Origin of the sequence: Aquimarina rhodophyticola, assembly GCF_042434915.1 — a bacterium.
Lineage (GTDB): Bacteria > Bacteroidota > Bacteroidia > Flavobacteriales > Flavobacteriaceae > Aquimarina.
Genome location: NZ_CP170198.1, coordinates 662,498 through 681,000, shown reverse-complemented (window position 1 = coordinate 681,000; position 18,503 = coordinate 662,498). Strand labels below are relative to the sequence as shown.

Genomic DNA, 18,503 nt, shown 5'->3' with positions numbered 1-18,503 from the left:
ATGGAATCCAAAATAAAAACGTTACAAGAAAAAATTGAAAAAGCCCATTTGGGAGGTGGTGAACAACGTATTGCAAAACAGCACGAAAAGAAAAAACTTACTGCGCGCGAACGTGTTAACTATTTACTAGACGAAGGTTCGTTTGAAGAAATCGGAATTCTAGTTACACACCGTACTACCGATTTTAATATGGACAAAGAACTATATTATGGTGATGGTGTAATCACTGGCTACGGTACCATCGCAGGTAGATTAGTCTATATCTTTGCACAAGATTTCACCGTTTTTGGAGGTGCCTTGTCAGAAACACATGCCGAAAAAATTTGCAAAATTATGGATCTTGCAGTCAAAGTAGGAGCGCCTTTAATCGGTCTTAACGATTCTGGTGGAGCACGTATACAAGAAGGTGTGAGATCTCTTGGTGGTTATGCAGATATATTTTATCGCAATGTACAAGCCTCGGGAGTGATCCCACAATTATCTGCTATTATGGGACCTTGTGCTGGTGGCGCAGTGTACTCTCCCGCAATGACAGATTTTACCCTTATGATCGAGGATACAAGCTATATGTTTGTAACAGGACCTAATGTGGTTAAAACAGTTACAAATGAAGAAGTTACATCCGAAGAGCTGGGAGGTGCAAGTACGCATTCTACCAAATCGGGAGTTGCTCATATAACATCTGCTAATGATGTACAATGCCTTGAGGATTTAAAAAGTTTACTTAGTTACATGCCTCAAAGTAATGCCGAAAAAGCACCTACACTCCCCTATACATTGGGTAACGAGATACGTGAGGAACTCATGGATATCATCCCTGACAATCCTAACAAACCGTATGATATGCACGAGGTTATTAGTGGCATCATCGATACAGATTCATTTTTTGAAGTACATAAGGATTATGCCGAAAATATTATTGTTGGTTTTGCGCGTATCGGTGGTAAAAGTATTGGTATCATTGCTAATCAACCATTGTTTCTTGCGGGGGTACTCGATGTAAACAGTTCTAAAAAAGCCGCGAGATTTACGCGTTTTTGCGACTGTTTCAACATTCCGTTATTAGTATTAGTCGATGTTCCCGGCTTTTTACCAGGTACCGATCAAGAATGGAATGGTATTATTGTACATGGAGCAAAATTATTATATGCGTTAAGTGAGGCTACCGTTCCTAGAGTTACCGTGATTACTCGTAAAGCATATGGCGGTGCGTATGATGTAATGAACTCAAAACATATTGGAGCAGACCTTAACTTTGCATGGCCATCGGCAGAAATTGCGGTTATGGGAGCCAAAGGTGCTAGCGAAATCATTTTTAGAAAAGAAATTAGCAAAGCAGATGATCCTGCTGCAAAACTAGCCGAAAAAGAGGCCGAATATGCCGAAACTTTTGCCAATCCATACAAAGCTGCTCAACGTGGTTTTATAGACGAAGTTATTTTACCAAAAGATACACGTCGTAAATTGATGAAAGCGTTTAGCATGCTAGAACATAAAGAAGTATTGCTTCCAAAGAAAAAACACGGTAACATACCTCTATAACCAAAGAGATAAATAGAGTACATAAAAAATTACTCTAGTAATTAATTCGAATGGAGCTAAGAAATCATTATTCAGAATTCTGAATACGGTTAAACTTAGCTCCATTTAATATAGCGTAAACCTATTCTCGTTATAGATACTTTTTTTTAAAAAATAAACAATTATGGATTCGTTGACTCAAATAGTTCTAGGTGCTGCGGTGGGCGAACTTGCACTTGGTAAAAAAATTGGCAACAAAGCCATTTTATGGGGAGCTATTGCTGGTACGATTCCCGATTTGGATGTCATGGCAAAATGGTTTTTTGAGCCTGTACGTGCTAATGAGTTACATCGAGGATTCTCACACTCTATTCTATTTAGCTTACTGGTAGCACCACTCTTAGGTTGGCTACTTGCAAAAATATATAAGAAATTACACGCCACGTGGCAGGATTGGACCTTACTTATGTTTTTGGGTCTTTTTACACATCCCTTACTCGATGCTTTTACCACATGGGGAACTCAGTTATTTTGGCCCTCTCCTTACAAAGTTTCCTTCAAATCAATTTTTGTAATTGATCCTTTGTATACGCTACCTTTTTTATTGTGTGTAATATTAGCTATGCGGCTCAAACGTGAGAATCCAAAACGAAGAAGTTATGCAAAAATAGGGCTTGTCATGAGTAGTTGTTATTTACTGCTTACTTTGGTTTTAAAGGGATATACGTATACAAAATTTGAAACTAGCTTAATCGCACAAAATATTGAGTATATAGCTATACAAACGAAACCAACACCGTTTAATAGCATCTTATGGACTGCCAATGTAGAAACTACCGACGCATACCTTATAGGATATTACTCAATCTTCGATAGTACCGATACTATTAGTTTTAGTGCTATTCCCAAAAATCATGATCTGTTGGGTGATTTGAGAACGGATCCTTTGGTTAAAAGACTTGTCAAACTTACCGAAGGCTGGTACACTATTAACCAAACTAAAAATACACTACTTTTTAATGATTTACGCTTTGGCCAATTAAATTTTGAAGACCCTAAGAGTCCGTTTGTGTTTAGTTACCAACTATTTTACGAGGATAATGAGTTGCATGCAAAAGAACCAGAAAAAAAATTTAGAGATGGTTACGCCTTGATCAAAAAACTTTTTGTTCGTATGGCTGGTATATAATGCTTTGATATAATTGTCTAAGAGTTTCGTTCGCTTTCGCGAAAGCAAAAAAAACTACTAAGCAGCTCTTTATTCAAAAGTTTCTTGTATACCGAATAAAAAAACCGTCTGCATTGCTCCTGCAATTTGCAGGGACAAAAAAAACCATCTACATTGCTCCTGCAATTTGCAGGAACAAAAAAAACCATCTGCACGGCTCCTGCAATTTGCAGGGACAAAAAAAACCGTCTGCACGGCTCCTGCAATTTGCAGGGACAAAAAAAACCGTCTGCACGGCTCCTGCAAATTGCAGGAACAAAAAAAATCATTTGCAAAGCTCCTGCAAACCGCAGGAACAAAAAAAACACATTTTTTGCTCAATTAATCAAATAAGTATACCGTTTTATGCCTATTGCTGCGTAAATCACCTTACCTACTATACAATATGACCAGATCAAACCGAACTCAGTTTTTTCTCTATATACGATAGCCCCAAATTATTTATGCTTCCAATATGCGTGTGTTGTGTACCTTTGATAGGGACATAAGTACCCGCTTCAATATCCTTTCCGATTTTTACATAAGCATCCCTAAACGACATCCCATCGACTACCAATTTGTTAAGCGTATCTACACTAAAAAGATATTCGTATTTTGAACTATCTAGAATACTTTTATTGACCGTGACCTGTTGTAATGCATAATTTGCCATTTCTAAACAGGCCTTAATATCCTGAATCGCAGGAATAAGATTTTTTTTAAGTAGTTGCAAATCTCGATGATAGCCACTAGGTAGGTTATTAGTAAGTAACGTTAACTCATACGGAAGCGCTTGAATTACATTACATTTTGCTCTGATCAGTTCAAAGACATCTGGATTTTTTTTATGTGGCATAATACTGGATCCTGTGGTATACTCTGAGGGTATACTCATAAAATTAAAGTTCTGGCTCATGTATAGACATACATCCATTGCCAATTTTGATAACGTTCCCGCAACACTACTCAGTGCAAACGCTGTGGCTTTTTCTGATTTACCTCTACTCATTTGTGCAGCTACAACATTATATTTTAGCGTTGCAAAACCTAACGCTTGCGTAGTGAATTCTCTATCGATGGGAAACGAACTTCCGTATCCAGCAGCGCTTCCCAACGGATTTTGATCTACAACCTGTATTGCGGCATTCACAAAGAATAGGTCATCAACAAAACTTTCGGCATATGCCGAGAACCATAAGCCAAACGAAGAGGGCATGGCAACTTGTAAATGTGTATATCCTGGTAAAAGCACATCTTGATATTTATTTGCCAGCTCCAATAAATTCGTACTTAACTCCTTAACCAATTGTTTACTTTGTTGTAGCTCATCTTTAAGGTACAAATGCATCGCTACTAGTACTTGATCGTTACGTGATCTTGCTGTATGTATTTTTTTTCCTGCGTCTCCTATGGATGTAATAAGCTCGTATTCGATTTTTGAATGTACGTCTTCAAAATCTTCTTCGATTACAAATGTTCCTTCTTCAATTTGTAATAATAGCATTTCTAATACTTCTGTTATTGCTATAAGCTCCTGTGCAGATATAAGTTTGACACTACATAGCATTTTGGCATGTGCCAAGGTTGCCTGTACATCATACTTGGCTAGTACCAAATCTAATTCCCGATCATTGCCTACTGTAAATTGATTGATTTTTTCGTTGGTTGGTAATCCTTTATCCCAGAGTTTCATAATGTCTTTCTCTTTTTAATACTATAGTATGTTGTTTAACATTTTTATGTAAAGTGTAATCCCTTCATTAATCTCATCGATATAAATAAATTCGTCTGCAGCATGTGACCGTGTAGAATCCCCTGGACCTAGTTTAAGCGAGGGACAATTAAGGACTGCTTGATCAGAGAGTGTTGGTGAACCATAGGTAGTTCGCCCAAGAGCAATTCCAGATTGTACTATTGGATGCTCTATTGCAATAGATGACGCTCCTAGATGCATCGATCTGGGTGTTATACGTACCCGTGTAGGTAGTTCGTTTTGTATACATTGCATAATTTCATGATTGGTATACAAATCATTCACACGTATATCGACCACAAATTCACAAACTGCTGGTACTACATTGTGTTGATTACCCGCATTTACTTGCGTTACTGTCATTTTTACAGCACCCAATGTCGACGAAACTTTTTCAAAAGCATATGTTTTAAACCATTCGATACAAGATAGTGCATTGTAAATAGCATTATCGTTATTGGGATGTGCTGCATGTCCCGCAGTACCTTGCACAGCTACATCTACTACTAATAGTCCTTTTTCGGCAATAGCAAGTTGCAGTAGCGTAGGTTCCCCCACAATAGCAAAGTCAATGGATCCGAGTTTGGGCAACACACTGTTTAAGCCTTTTTTACCACTACTCTCCTCCTCTGCAGACGCAACCATTAGTAAATTATAACCTAACTGATCCTGTTCATAAAAATAAGTGAATGTTGCCAATAGACTCACCAAACATCCCCCTGCATCATTGCTACCTAAACCAAACAATTTTCCATCTTTTATAAATGCATCAAAAGGGTCATTTGTATAATTTCCGTTAGGGCGAACCGTATCATGATGCGAATTGAGCAAGATGGTAGGTTTCTTTTTATCAAAATGTTTGTTATATGCCCATACATTATTATTTTCTCGTTGATACGCAATGTTGTGATCTTGAAACCAACGTTCTAATAACTGAGCAGTTGTATCTTCTTCGGAAGAAAAAGAAGGAGTTTTGATTAACTGCTGAAGCAATTGAATCGCTTGCTTGGTTAAACTTTTGATGAGTGGTATTTCTGGATCGATCATTTTTAAGTTTTTTTTACGTTCAATTATAGCGTGAGTGTTGTATGTAGGCTGTTAGGATTCTTCAAAAAATTTGCGTCTGCGATGTGGATAGTTGTAACCTGCTGCTCTAAGGCTTTAAAACAAGTATGTAGCTTTGGAAGCATCCCATCGCTAATAACATCTGCATCCAAGAGTTCGGCATATTTTTTCTGATCAATATGCGGTATTACAGACTCCTTATCATTTATGTCGGATAACACACCTTGTAGCTCAAAACAATAAAATAGTGATACATCATAGTACCTTGTCATAGCCGCAGCTACTTGAGATGCAATCGTATCGGCATTGGTATTAAGAAGCTGACCGGTTAAATCATGAGTTACACTACACAATACAGGTATCATGTCCAAAGAAAGTATTTCTTCTAGAAATGATGAGTTGATATCAGTAATGTCACCTGCAAATCCATAATCAATAAAAAGAGGCTCTCGTTTTGTTGCCGTAATCACGTTGCCATCTGCTCCCGAAAGTCCTAGTGCATTACACCTATGTTTTTGCAAACCAGAAACAATTTTGGTATTTACTAAACCTGCATAGGTCATTACAATGACATCAAGCATTTTGGCAGTAGTGACTCTACGTCCATCTATCATCTCGGTAGCTATACCTAGCTGCTCTGCTAATTGAGTTGCTATTTTGCCTCCCCCATGTACCAAGATTTTGGGACCTTGAATATTTGAGAAGTCTTGTAAAAATTGAGATAACACCACTGGATCCTCGATAACATTGCCACCAATTTTGGCTATAAAAAGCGTCTCCTTATTGATAATTTCACTCATGATTATTCCCTTTTAATAATTTTTGTAATACGAGCTGAGCGGCTACGGTTCGATTGTGAGCTTGTTGGATCACAATAGAGTTTTTACTGTCGAGTACAGCATCATCTATAACCACATTACGACGTACGGGTAAACAATGCATCACTTTTGCATTATTGGTAAGTGCTATTTTTTCTTTAGAAATTTTCCACAACATATCTTTCTGTAGTACTTTGCCATATTCATGATAAGCACTCCAGTTCTTCACATAAACAAAATCTGCATTTTTTAAAGCTATCTCTTGATCGTACTCTACACAAGCACTAGGAACGATTTGATCAGACAATTCGTAACCTTTGGGGTGCGTTACCACAAATTCGACATCTAGGCGTTGTGCAATCGCTGCAAAAGAGTTGGCCACTGCCTGCGGTAATGCTTTGGGATGTGGTGCCCAAGACATAACTACTTTTGGCCGCTTTTGTATCTTAAATTGATCGATGGTAATTGCATCTGTCAGTGCTTGTAAAGGGTGACCTGTTGCACTTTCCATATTGAGTATAGGGATAGTGGCATATTTTATAAAACCTTTAAGCACTTTCTCACTATAATCGTCATCCCTATCCTCCAATGTTGCAAAGGCTCTAATTGCTAGTATATCACAGTATTGAGAAATCACCTGTGCTGCCTCTTTAATATGCTCAGAATTACCTTGATCCATCACAATACCCTCTTCTAATTCTAAGGACCAACCTTCTCCTGTAAAGTTCATCACCATCACATTCATTCCCAAATTGAGGGCTGCTTTTTGAGTACTTAAACGTGTACGAAGACTGGGGTTAAAAAAGAGTAAACCCAACGTTTTATTTTTACCCAACTGGCTATACCCTAAAGGATTCTTTTTTAAATCCTTTGCTTCTGCTACCCAATCGGATACCGAATCTATATCATGTACCGAAAAATAATTTTTCATTTCTTATCGCTTTTATTTCCTGATTTATGTGAGAGATACTTTAGTTTTAACAGGCTCAGACATGTTCCTTTCAGCCAATTCTAATCGTAATGCTTTAATAAATATATCAATGTCTAATTTTGTAATGGTTAGCGGCGGTAATATTCTCAATACACGAGGATTCTTTGCAGCGCCAGTAAAAATGTGATATTTATAAAGCAACGCTTTGCGCAGGGAACTAACTTCAAACTCAAATTGCAATCCTAGCATTAAGCCTCTACCTTTTACTTGATGTACTTGCTCAATACTTTCTATCTGTTGTTTAAAATATCGACCCATCTTCTTGGCATTTTTGAGGAGGTTTTCTTCTTCGATCACTTCCAAAACCGCAATACCTGCAGCGCAAGCTAAATGGTTTCCTCCAAAAGTAGTTCCTAACAAACCATGACTCGCTTGTATGTGGGGTGCTATCAAAATGCCTCCCATGGGAAAACCATTTCCCATACCTTTGGCTACCGAAATGATATCTGGGGTTATCCCATGATGTTGATGTGCAAAAAATTTACCCGTTCTTCCGTAACCAGCTTGCACCTCATCGAGAATCAATAAAACGTTATTTGCTTTACAAGCTTTGTCTAAAGCCTTAAAAAATTGAGAGGTTCCTTGGTCCAATCCTCCTACACCTTGTATGGGTTCAATTATCACAGCACACACATCACCCTTTTTAAGTTCCTCCTCTACCAATCCTATTTGATTAAGAGGAAGTAAGGTAACATCATGCTGTTTGTTTAAAGGTGCAATGATAGTTGCATTATCGGTCACTGAAACTGCCGCAGAGGTTCTGCCATGAAATCCATTGGTAAAGGCTATAATTCTAGCTTTATTCGTGTGAAAAGATGCCAGTTTTAAAGCATTTTCGTTAGCCTCTGCGCCAGAATTGCATAAAAATAATTGATATTGAGAATACCCAGAAAGTTCTCCTAACTTTTTAGCTAATCGTTGTTGTAATTTGTTTTGTACAGCATTCGAATAAAATCCCAAATTATCCAACTGATTTTTAATACTTTTTATATAATGCGGATGTGCGTGTCCAATCGAAATAACGGCATGGCCACCATATAAATCAAGGTACTCTACATTATGCTTATCGACAATTGTACAATTGTATGCATGTGTCGGTTCTATATCGTATAATGGGTATACATCAAATAATTTCATAATTCTAGTTTAGGTGAGGGTGTTCTTGTGTTCACACCGCTTATTGTATTGAATTGATTTTTTTGTAAGAAGCCATGACGCCTTTAATTACAGAGGAGCTTAATCCTTGATGTTCCATCTCATTTAATCCTTGGATGGTGCATCCTTGTGGCGTAGTAACCTTGTCGATTTCACATTCTGGGTGTGACCCATTTTCTGAAACTAAAGTGGCTGCCCCTATAGCTGTTTGGACTGCTATAATTTGAGCCTCGTGAGGGTGAAATCCCATTTGAATCCCTCCTTGAATCATCGCACGTAGAAAACGTAAAAAAAATGCAATGCCGCTAGCCCCAAGTACAGTAGCAGCTTGCATAAGCTCCTCTTCGATAACTAGAACCTTACCTAAGGTTGTAAAGATTTTATCTACTGTTTTTAACTCCTCACTACACTCGCTATTAGCAGCGATACAAGTCATAGACATTTTTTTTGAGGCTGCTGTATTAGGCATGACACGAATCACTTTGTTATTTGAGAGAATCTTGTTAATATCACTAATTCCTACGCCTGTAACCGTAGAAATAATTATTTGATCAGGTTGAACAGAACCTTTGATATCTTGTAAAACCGAGTGTAATTGTTTGGGTTGTACACAAAGTACTATCCACTTTGCATTAACAATAGCTTTTGCATTATCATGGACTACTTGTACATTAAAGAGCTGCTTTACTGCTGTTAAATTTTTTTTTGATTTACTTGAGATTGTGATTTGATCTATGTCGAACAATCCACCCGCTAAAATTCCGTCAAGAATAGATTTTCCCAAATTTCCAACACCAATTATTGCTAACTTTTCCATAGTTATTACATTTTTTTAAAAAGCACTGGCTTTTAGATTAAGACCTGTAGTCTCGTCCAAACCAAACATGAGATTCATATTTTGTATGGCTTGCCCAGATGCTCCTTTTATTAAATTATCTAGCACTGTAGTAATTATGAGCATATCACCTTGTTTTTGCAAATGCACCAAACATTTATTGGTATTTAATACCTGTTTGAGAGTTACTGCAGCATCTGATACATGTGTAAATGGCATATTTTGATAATACTGTTTGTATAAAAAAATAGCCTTCTCAAGACTCTCATCGTATTGAGTATAGATCGTTGCATAAATACCTTTACTAAAATTACCTCGATTGGGAACAAAGTAAATAGGTGCTTTAAAATCAGGCTGTTTGTTTAACAAGGATTGCTTAATTTCAGCTAAATGTTGATGTGTAAAGACCTTATAGCTTGAAAAATTATTATCTCTCCAACTAAAATGAGTGGTCGCTCCAGGCTGTACACCAGCTCCTGTACTTCCTGTAGTAGCATTAACATGAATCGCTTGTCTTAATAAACCTTTTACAGCGAGCGGTAAAACGCCTAATTGAATTGCGGTGGCAAAACATCCAGGATTTGCTATATTATTTGCAGAGGTGATTTTTTTATTCTGTAATTCTGGTAAGCCATAAATAAAATCTCTTTCTTTAAAATACTGATCTGCTTGCAATCTAAAGTCATTGCCAAGATCGATTACTTTAGTTTTACTAGAAAACGTATGGGTTTCTAAAAAATGTTTAGATTTTCCATGTCCGAGGCATAAAAATGCTACGTCTACATTGGCATTAATAGTATCTGTAAAATCTAACTTGATCGATCCCAACAAATCAGGATGCTGTTTTACAATTGAAACACCTGCATTGGTAGTGCTGTAAACAAAATTGATATCAACCTTTGTATGATGCACCAATATTCTTAAAAGTTCGCCTGCTGTATAGCCTGATCCCCCGACAATCCCTACCTGTATCATACTGTTTGAGAATTTATGTGATGATTTATTTTATTGGCGTTTCCGTAAATTTTGATAAATCCTTTAGCGTCATCGGCGGTCCATGCATCATTTTCTTCTCCATAGGTCGCTATATCTGACGCCATCATATCAAATTTTGAGTCGATGCCATCAACAGTAAAGTGATAGGGTTTTAAAGTAATGTATACCTCTCCTGTTACAGATTTTTGTGAATCATCCAAAAAGGTTTCAATATTACGCATTACAGGATCTAAATAATTACCTTCATGCAATAACATTCCATACCAATTAGCAAGTTGTTCTTTCCAATATTGTTGCCATTTGGACAATACATGTTTTTCTAAAGTATGATGCGCTTTTATCGTTAGTATAGCAGCTGCTGCTTCAAATCCAACACGTCCCTTAATACCAATTATGGTATCACCCACATGGATATCCCTACCGATTGCATACGAGCTTGTAATTTTTTCTAATTTTTTGATTATTTCAACGGGGGTATCAAAAGCTCCATTGAGACCTACTAATTCACCTTTCTCAAAATTAAGCGTTAGCTTTTTATCTTTAATTCCATCTTCTAACTGACTGGGATATGCAGATTCTGGCAACGGCTGTGATGAGGTTAAGGTTTCTTTGCCTCCTACACTGGTTCCCCACAAGCCTTTATTAATTGAATATTGCGCTTTTTCCCAACTATAAAGAATGCCGTGCTGTTTTAAGTAATCTACTTCCGCTTGACGCGAAAGTTTAAGGTCTCGTATAGGGGTAATAATTTCAATTTCGGGAGCAAGAGTTTGAAAAATTACATCAAAACGAATTTGATCATTACCTGCTCCAGTGCTTCCATGTGCGATATACTTTGCTCCAATTGCTTTTGCATAGGTAATCACCTCAATAGCTTGAAATATTCGTTCTGCACTAACGGATAAAGGATATGTATTGTTTTTTAAAACATTACCGAAAATTAAATACTTAACCGCTTTTTCGTAAAAAGCATTAACTATTGTTTTATTTACATGCGAAGTACTTCCTAAATCGTATGCTCTTTTTTCTACTTGACTTAATTCATTTTCCTCAAAACCTCCAGTATTGACTAATATGGTATGAACTGCTAGTTTTTTTTCGTTTATTAAATATTTTACACAAAACGAAGTATCTAATCCCCCGCTATATGCTAGTACTACTTTTTCCATGATGTTACTTTTTTATGATTTTCGAGCAGTTTTTGCTTTTTTTCTTTAATTAGTTTTATGACTGAATTGTTAAACCAGCTTTGCTTTTTAGGCTTTTGTTTAGCAGGGTCAAAGAGCATACCTGTGCACAAACACATTTTATAATCTTTTGAAGTTAGTATAGAAAAATTTGTACACGTTTGACATCCCTGCCAGAATTTGGGATCATCTGTTAGTTCTGAAAAGGTGACAGGTTTATACCCTAACTCAGAATTTATTTTCATTACCGCAAGTCCAGTTGTAATTCCGAATATCTTGGCATTAGGAAACTTTTTTAATGAGTGGTTAAATGTAAATTCTTTAACTTTTTTTGCTAAACCAAGGTTTCGATATTCAGGATGTACAATTAAGCCCGAATGTGCTACATAATTATTATGACCCCATACTTCGATATAACAAAATCCAGCAAAAGCATCACCTGCGAGAGCGATGATTGCATTTCCATTTTCTATTTTGGTTCGAATATACTCGGGTGTACGTTTGGCTATACCTGTACCGCGAATGGTTGCAGAAATTGAGATAACCTCGCATATCTCTTCTGCAAAATGTAAATGGTTGTGATTGGCAATTGTTATAATTATCTGTTCCATAAAGTAGTATAGAAAGCTGTACGATCTTTATTAATAAGAAAGTACAATACGATAAACTATATATCTAAAGAATGAATTCTATAGATGATTAATAATATTATTGAATTTTGGATCCAGACCAGATATGGTCATGATAAAAAGATTTGTTGCTTTTATAAAAAAGCAACTATAACTTAAAAATAATGGATCTAACCTCACGGGAAAGCAGGACGCACCCACTTTTAAAATAAATTACAGCCCACTGGGACGTCGCAAGCGAAAGACGCTTATTAGAAGATTATCTAAAAAAATTGATTGATTAAAATCGGAAATAAATAAATGTAGTGCTTTCATAATAGTAACTCTAAATCGTCGGCCTTAGCCCCTTTCGTTAACTAACACTGCAATAGTACAATTTTTTTTTAAAGTAGGAAAATTATTAAATAAAAAAGAGCCACCAGTTGGTGACTCTTTACTATATGTGATGAATTGTATAAAATTTAACATTTAAATACATCTTTCACTTACCATACATCACCCTCTATAAGATCATTCAACATATATGAATGGCTAAACAGTTTTAAGTTTTTTTTTGTAATCGAAAACTTTCGCTTGTAGTCTAAATCAAAACAGAAATGAAATACCACCCTAATTATTATATAGTACAACTGATTACTGTTGTATTATTAAATATATACTATGGTTTTATTCCTTTAATAGACTTACTAATTATAACATAATTCTCACAGTACTTTAACTGATTCTTGCGGGGTATACAGACAATTTAGAAATATTTTTGTCAAACACAATCATCAATACAAATCATCTTAAAGGGCTTATCTAATGAAAAAAACTTTTCTTTTTACTTTATTTATCACTTGTATGTTTATCTCTTATTCTCACGCACAATCCTTTTCTGAAAAACATGAGGGAGAGGAACTAAAAACTTATAAGGTTTTTGAAAATATCTCGATAAATCCTACAAAGGCATCGCCCACCTTTAGTGATTATAAAACCGATAGTTTTGAAAAAAATATTGAAACAGTGTCTGAAATCATTACCATTATTAAAGGGGTAAAGAATGAGGACATTCATCATTATGAACACTACAAAAAATTAGAACGAAGTTTTAAAACCATCGCGATTATAAAAGACTCAGGATCCTATACTTCGTTTTAAAATCTTCACACCAAATATTGAAAGAGATCAGGTTTATCATTTAAATAGTTCCCATAAAATTTTTGAAGTTTCATTCTTTCGATTAGTGGCTCTAAATCCTCTTTGTGTTTTAGTTCTATTCCAACAACTGCTGGCCCATGTTCTCGGCTAGATTTTTTTGAATATTCAAAATGCGTTATATCATCTTCTGGACCTAATACCTCAACAACAAATTGTTTTAATGCACCTGCACGCTGCGGAAAACGTAGTATGAAATAGTGTTTTAGGTTAGCAAACAACAAAGCTCGTTCTTTTATCTCTGCGGTTCTTGTAATATCATTATTACTACCACTTACAATACATACTACATTTTTATTTTCTATTTTAATCTTATATTTTTCTAAGGCTGCTAATGCAAGTGCTCCTGCGGGTTCTACAACAATAGCATCTTTATTATAAAGATCTAATATTGTTTGACATACCCAACCTTCGGGAACAGTAATTATATCATCCAAATACATCTTGCAAATCTCAAAATTGAGATCTCCCACCCGCTTTACAGCAGCGCCATCAATAAATTTATCTATATTGTTAATTTCTGTATTTCTATTCTTTGTAATTGATATAGACATTGAAGGAGCACCCATAGGTTCGACCCCTATGATTTTAGTTTTTGGCGATAGCACTTTGAGAGCTCCACATAATCCAGAAGCTAATCCACCACCACCAATAGCCACAAATATATAGTCTATTGGTTCATTAAATTGCTCAAAAACTTCGACACCAATAGTGCCTTGTCCTTCAATAATTTTAGGATCATCAAAAGGATGAACAAAAACTTTATGTTGTTGTTTACACATTTTTTTTGCTGCCTTTGAAGCATCGTCAAAAGTGTCACCTACCAGAACTACTTGAACAAATTCACCTCCAAACATTTGAGTTTGTTCAACTTTTTGTTTCGGTGTAACCGATGGCATATAAATTGTCCCCTTTATCTTAAGCTTTTGACAGGTAAACGCTACTCCTTGTGCATGATTACCAGCACTAGCACACACAACACCTCTTTTTTGTTCCTCCTTGGTTAAAGAGCTAATTTTATTAAAAGCCCCTCTAATTTTATACGATCGTACCTGCTGTAGATCTTCTCGTTTTAATAGTACATTACAATTATATACTTTTGAATAGCGAAGGTTCTCGACCAAAGGAGTAATAACCGCTACGTCTTTGATAGTGACTGCAGCTTTTTTAATATCCTTCAATCTAGGAAAATATGTGGTATTATGTATATGCATAGCCTAAGTATCTTTCTGAGTCCATCTTTTGATTCACAATACACATCAAAAGAATCAAGACAGACCCAGTCAGATAAATTATTATGGTTTATAGAATTGGCTTCATAGCAGTCATAGATGCTCTAAGTTGCTTACCAATTTTTTCAATCGGGTGATTTCGTATGATTGTATTCACTTCTATCAACTTTACATTATCAACATTGTTATCTATTTCATTATCAAAAGCATGTCCGATAACATTACTATCGATGGTTTTCATAAAATCAGTTAATAAAGGTTTACATGCATGGTCAAACAAATAACATCCATACTCTGCAGTATCAGAGATTACCCGATTCATTTCAAATAATTTTTTACGAGCTATTGTATTGGCTATCAAAGGGGTTTCATGCAACGATTCGTAGTATGCCGAAGCGTCAACGATACCTGCTGCGGTCATTGACTCATACGCTAATTCGACCCCAGCCCTTACAAAGGCAACCATAAGTACTCCATGATCATAAAATTCCTGCTCAGAAATTTCCATAGATCCTGCCGGAGTTTTCTCGAATGCTGTCTCTTCTGTAGCTGCTCTCCATTTAAGTAAATTCTCATCATTATGTTGCCAATCCTCTATCATAGTCTTGGAAAACTGCCCAGAAATGATATCATCCATGTGTTTATTAAATAGGGGTCGCATAATATTTTTCAACTCTTCAGAAAGTTCGAAAGCTTTTATTTTGGAAGGATTTGAAAGCCGATCCATCATATTAGTTATACCGCCATATTTAAGTGCTTCGGTAATAGTTTCCCAACCATATTGTATTAACTTTGAAGCGTATCCTGGATTAATATCTTGTGCAATCATTTTATCAAAACAAAGTATAGATCCTGTTTGTAATAAGCCACATAAAATAGTTTGTTCTCCCATTAAATCAGATTTGACCTCGGCAATAAAGGATGATTCTAAAACTCCTGCTTTATGCCCTCCAGTCGCAACCGCATATGCTTTGGCTTGTGCGAATCCATGACCTTGGGGATCGTTTTCTGGATGCACAGCGATTAAGGTTGGAACGCCAAACCCTCTTTTGTATTCTTCTCTAACCTCAGAACCTGGACACTTTGGCGCTACCATTATCACTGTTAAATCCTTACGTATCTTCATTCCTTCCTCTACAATATTAAAACCGTGCGAATATGAGAGTGTTGCTCCTTTTTTCATCAACGGCATCACTGCATTGATAACTGGTGTATGTTGTTTATCTGGTGTTAGATTAATTACAAGATCTGCGTTGGGTATGATTTCTTCATAAGTTCCTACAGTAAATCCATTGTTTGATGCTCTTTTGAACGAATCACGCTTTGTTTGAATTGCAGCTTCTCTAAGGGCGTACGAAATATGTAGTCCAGAATCTCTCATATTTAGTCCTTGATTAAGACCCTGCGCTCCACACCCAATAATGACAATGTTTTTCTCTTTTAAAATGGTAACTCCATCCGTGAATTCTTCAGTATTCATAAATCGGCATTTACCTAGTTGTGTTAGCTGTTCTCTTAGCGATAATGTATTGAAATAATTAGTCATTATAATGGGTTATTAATACGTTTTCGCTCTTGCGAAAAGTTACTTGGTTTGAAAGATTTAAAAATTCTAAGAATTTGAAGATAAAGCCGTAAAGTTTTGGAGAATCTTAGAAATATGCATTTTATCTTTGGTAATGGCAATACGTCCAGATCGCACAAATTGCATTAGTCCATAGGGTTCTAGGCAATTGTATAAATGCTCAACTTGCTCTCTACTACCTGTTATCTCTAAGACGAAATACTCTGGAGTAACTGTAATGATGTGAGCGTTATATTCTTTTATAACTGACTGAATTTGTCGATCATCAAAAAGTAATTTTGAAGCCAATTTAAACAAAGCTGTTTCCTGAAAGATAGTCTCTTCATCCTTATGATAAAATGCCTTGATAACCTCTATTTGCTTCTCAATCTGCCCCACCAATTTACGGGCTTGATCTTTGGTCACCTTGACGACTATTGTAAAACGATATACCTCTTTGATTTCTGAAACTGACGTTGTTAAACTATCCAAATTAATGTGCCTTTTTGAAAAAATCGACGAAATGCGATTGAGTAGTCCAATATTATTCTCTGTATAAATTGAAATAGTATAGTTTTCTTTTTCCATAATCTTAATAGTACTAGTTATTTTAATCGTATATCTGAAACTGATGCACCCGTAGGTATCATGGGAAATACATTACTTTCTTTTTCTACACATACTTCTAAGAAATATGGTTCGTTTGATGAAAGCATCTTACTAATTGCATGTTCTAAGTGCTCTCTATTCGAGACTCTGGCGGCCTGAATATGATAGCCTTTGGCAATGGTAACAAAATCAGGATTTATCATTTCTGTAGAAGCATAACGCTTATCAAAAAAAAGTTGCTGCCATTGTCTAACCATTCCTAAGAAATCATTATTTAACACTACTATCTTTATGGGAATTTGAGTTTGAAATATAGTTCCTAGCTCTTGAATGGTCATTTGATAGCCCCCATCACCAATAATTGCGATAATTTGACGTTCGGGAGCTCCCATTTTGGCACCAATGGCAGCGGGCAATGCAAATCCCATCGTGCCTAATCCACCAGAAGTAACATTACTTCTGGAACTATTAAATTTGGCATAACGACACGTTATCATTTGATGCTGTCCCACATCCGAAACTAAAATTGCGTCTCCACGAGTCTCTTCATTTATTAAACGTATTACCTCTCCCATAGTTATTTTTTCAGAACTCGGATATAACTCATTCGCCATTACAGTAGTTTGTTCTATACTTTTAAGCGCATCAAATCGTTGTAACCATAAAGAATGATCGTTCTTATTAATATATGGAAGCATCTGCACAAGAGTCTTTTTAACATCTCCCAATACTGCTACATCCACTGCTACGTTTTTATCGATCTCGGCTGGATCGATTTCAAAATGAATAATTTTTGCTTGCTTAGCATATGTTTTTAAGTCTCCAGTAACACGATCATCAAAACGCATACCTACTGCAATTAAAACATCACATTCATTAGTTAACACATTTGGGGCATAATTACCATGCATACCAACCATACCAACATTTAACTCGTGCGAAGTTGATAATGCAGACAGTCCGAGAATCGTCCATGCTGATGGCATATTTCCTTTTTCAATAAAAGCTCTAAATTCATCTTCGGCTTGACCTAAAATCACACCCTGTCCAAATACAACTAAGGGTCGTTGAGCCTGATTGATTACTTGGGCTGCCTTAAGTATCGTTTCTGGTGCTGTTGCGGGTATTGGAACGTAACTACGAACACCTTTGCATGGTTTATGCTCAAAATTTAAAGTACCAAATTGAGCATCCTTGGTAATATCGATTAAAACAGGACCTGGTCTCCCTGATTTTGCAATGTAAAAGGCTTTTGCTAAGACGGTAGGAATATCTTCGGCCTTGGTCACTTGACAATTCCATTTGGTCACTGGTGTAGATATCCCTATAATATCAGTTTCTTGAAAAGCATCGGTTCCTAATAAATGAGAACTTACCTGCCCCGTAATACAAACTATTGGCGTAGAATCTATTTGGGCATCTGCTATCCCTGTAACAAAATTAGTTGCTCCAGGTCCAGATGTGGCAATTGCAACTCCTACTTTGCCACTAACTCGCGCATAACCTTGTGCAGCATGTGTTGCACCCTGTTCATGTCTTGTTAACACATGACTTAACTGATCTTTATATTTATATAGCGCATCATAGACAGGCATGATCGCGCCGCCAGGGTACCCAAATATCAAATCAATCCCCTCTGCTAGCAGCGAGAGAATCACTGCCTCTGCACCAGTTACTAGATGTTGTTTTATATCCTTTTGCTTTGCTAACGTTTGTGTAAGCATACTCTTTACATTTATAAAAT

16 protein-coding genes are annotated in these 18,503 nt (G+C 36.3%); 3 read left to right on the top strand and 13 right to left on the bottom strand.

Going from position 1 to position 18,503, the window contains the following annotated elements; genetic code table 11:
* Both ACE939_RS02995 and ACE939_RS02990 read left to right on the top strand, forming a co-directional pair.
* Window positions 1–1,542, top strand: coding sequence for an acyl-CoA carboxylase subunit beta (locus ACE939_RS02995; protein WP_378187301.1), 1,542 nt, complete (start codon window positions 1–3; stop codon window positions 1,540–1,542).
* A 163-nt stretch (window positions 1,543–1,705) separates the two neighbouring features.
* Entirely contained in the window at window positions 1,706–2,710 is a 1,005-nt protein-coding gene (locus ACE939_RS02990; protein ID WP_378187300.1) for a metal-dependent hydrolase, read from the top strand.
* 433 nt (window positions 2,711–3,143) lie between these two features.
* On the opposite strand, the gene argH is transcribed toward ACE939_RS02990, so the two are convergent.
* The 9 genes from argH to ACE939_RS02945 are packed head-to-tail and all read right to left on the bottom strand — an operon-like array spanning window position 3,144 to window position 12,139.
* Window positions 3,144–4,421 (bottom strand): argininosuccinate lyase, encoded by a 1,278-nt coding sequence (gene argH, locus ACE939_RS02985; RefSeq protein WP_378187299.1) that lies wholly within the window; start codon window positions 4,419–4,421, stop codon window positions 3,144–3,146.
* A gap of 21 nt (window positions 4,422–4,442) precedes the next feature.
* Window positions 4,443–5,528 (bottom strand): M20 family metallo-hydrolase, encoded by a 1,086-nt coding sequence (locus ACE939_RS02980; RefSeq protein ID WP_378187298.1) that lies wholly within the window; start codon window positions 5,526–5,528, stop codon window positions 4,443–4,445.
* 23 nt (window positions 5,529–5,551) lie between these two features.
* Window positions 5,552–6,346 carry an acetylglutamate kinase gene (argB, locus tag ACE939_RS02975; protein ID WP_378187297.1) on the bottom strand — a complete coding sequence of 265 codons (795 nt, stop codon included), beginning with the start codon at window positions 6,344–6,346 and terminating at the stop codon, window positions 5,552–5,554.
* Window positions 6,339–7,295, bottom strand: a complete 957-nt coding sequence (locus tag ACE939_RS02970; protein ID WP_378187296.1) for an N-acetylornithine carbamoyltransferase — start codon at window positions 7,293–7,295, stop codon at window positions 6,339–6,341. Before ACE939_RS02970 ends, argB begins: the two co-directional genes overlap by 8 nt.
* A 24-nt stretch (window positions 7,296–7,319) precedes the next feature.
* Window positions 7,320–8,492: an aspartate aminotransferase family protein gene (locus ACE939_RS02965; RefSeq protein WP_378187295.1), complete on the bottom strand. Its 1,173-nt coding sequence runs from the start codon at window positions 8,490–8,492 to the stop codon at window positions 7,320–7,322.
* A gap of 40 nt (window positions 8,493–8,532) precedes the next feature.
* Window positions 8,533–9,327: a pyrroline-5-carboxylate reductase gene (gene proC / locus ACE939_RS02960; RefSeq protein WP_378187294.1), complete on the bottom strand. Its 795-nt coding sequence runs from the start codon at window positions 9,325–9,327 to the stop codon at window positions 8,533–8,535.
* A 15-nt stretch (window positions 9,328–9,342) separates the two neighbouring features.
* The gene (gene argC, locus ACE939_RS02955) at window positions 9,343–10,320 is read right to left on the bottom strand and encodes an N-acetyl-gamma-glutamyl-phosphate reductase (RefSeq protein ID WP_378187293.1); all 978 of its coding nucleotides are present in this window, start codon (window positions 10,318–10,320) and stop codon (window positions 9,343–9,345) included.
* Window positions 10,317–11,510 carry an argininosuccinate synthase gene (locus tag ACE939_RS02950; RefSeq protein WP_378187292.1) on the bottom strand — a complete coding sequence of 398 codons (1,194 nt, stop codon included), beginning with the start codon at window positions 11,508–11,510 and terminating at the stop codon, window positions 10,317–10,319. The genes argC and ACE939_RS02950 overlap by 4 nt, the downstream gene beginning before the upstream one ends.
* Window positions 11,498–12,139, bottom strand: coding sequence for a GNAT family N-acetyltransferase (locus ACE939_RS02945; RefSeq protein ID WP_378187291.1), 642 nt, complete (start codon window positions 12,137–12,139; stop codon window positions 11,498–11,500). The genes ACE939_RS02950 and ACE939_RS02945 overlap by 13 nt, the downstream gene beginning before the upstream one ends.
* A gap of 822 nt (window positions 12,140–12,961) precedes the next feature.
* Between ACE939_RS02945 and ACE939_RS02940 the strand changes: the two genes are divergently transcribed.
* Window positions 12,962–13,297, top strand: a complete 336-nt coding sequence (locus ACE939_RS02940) for a hypothetical protein (RefSeq protein ID WP_378187290.1) — start codon at window positions 12,962–12,964, stop codon at window positions 13,295–13,297.
* A 5-nt stretch (window positions 13,298–13,302) separates the two neighbouring features.
* On the opposite strand, the gene ilvA is transcribed toward ACE939_RS02940, so the two are convergent.
* The 4 genes from ilvA to ilvB form a co-directional block, all read right to left on the bottom strand.
* A complete protein-coding gene (gene ilvA / locus ACE939_RS02935) occupies window positions 13,303–14,568 on the bottom strand; it encodes a threonine ammonia-lyase (RefSeq protein WP_378187289.1) in 1,266 nt (421 codons plus the stop codon).
* 88 nt (window positions 14,569–14,656) lie between these two features.
* Window positions 14,657–16,132, bottom strand: a complete 1,476-nt coding sequence (gene ilvC, locus ACE939_RS02930; RefSeq protein ID WP_378187288.1) for a ketol-acid reductoisomerase — start codon at window positions 16,130–16,132, stop codon at window positions 14,657–14,659.
* A gap of 66 nt (window positions 16,133–16,198) precedes the next feature.
* A complete protein-coding gene (gene ilvN, locus ACE939_RS02925; protein WP_378187287.1) occupies window positions 16,199–16,738 on the bottom strand; it encodes an acetolactate synthase small subunit in 540 nt (179 codons plus the stop codon).
* Between the two features lie 17 nt (window positions 16,739–16,755).
* A complete protein-coding gene (gene ilvB, locus ACE939_RS02920; RefSeq protein WP_378187286.1) occupies window positions 16,756–18,483 on the bottom strand; it encodes a biosynthetic-type acetolactate synthase large subunit in 1,728 nt (575 codons plus the stop codon).
* Between the last annotated feature and the right edge of the window lie 20 nt (window positions 18,484–18,503).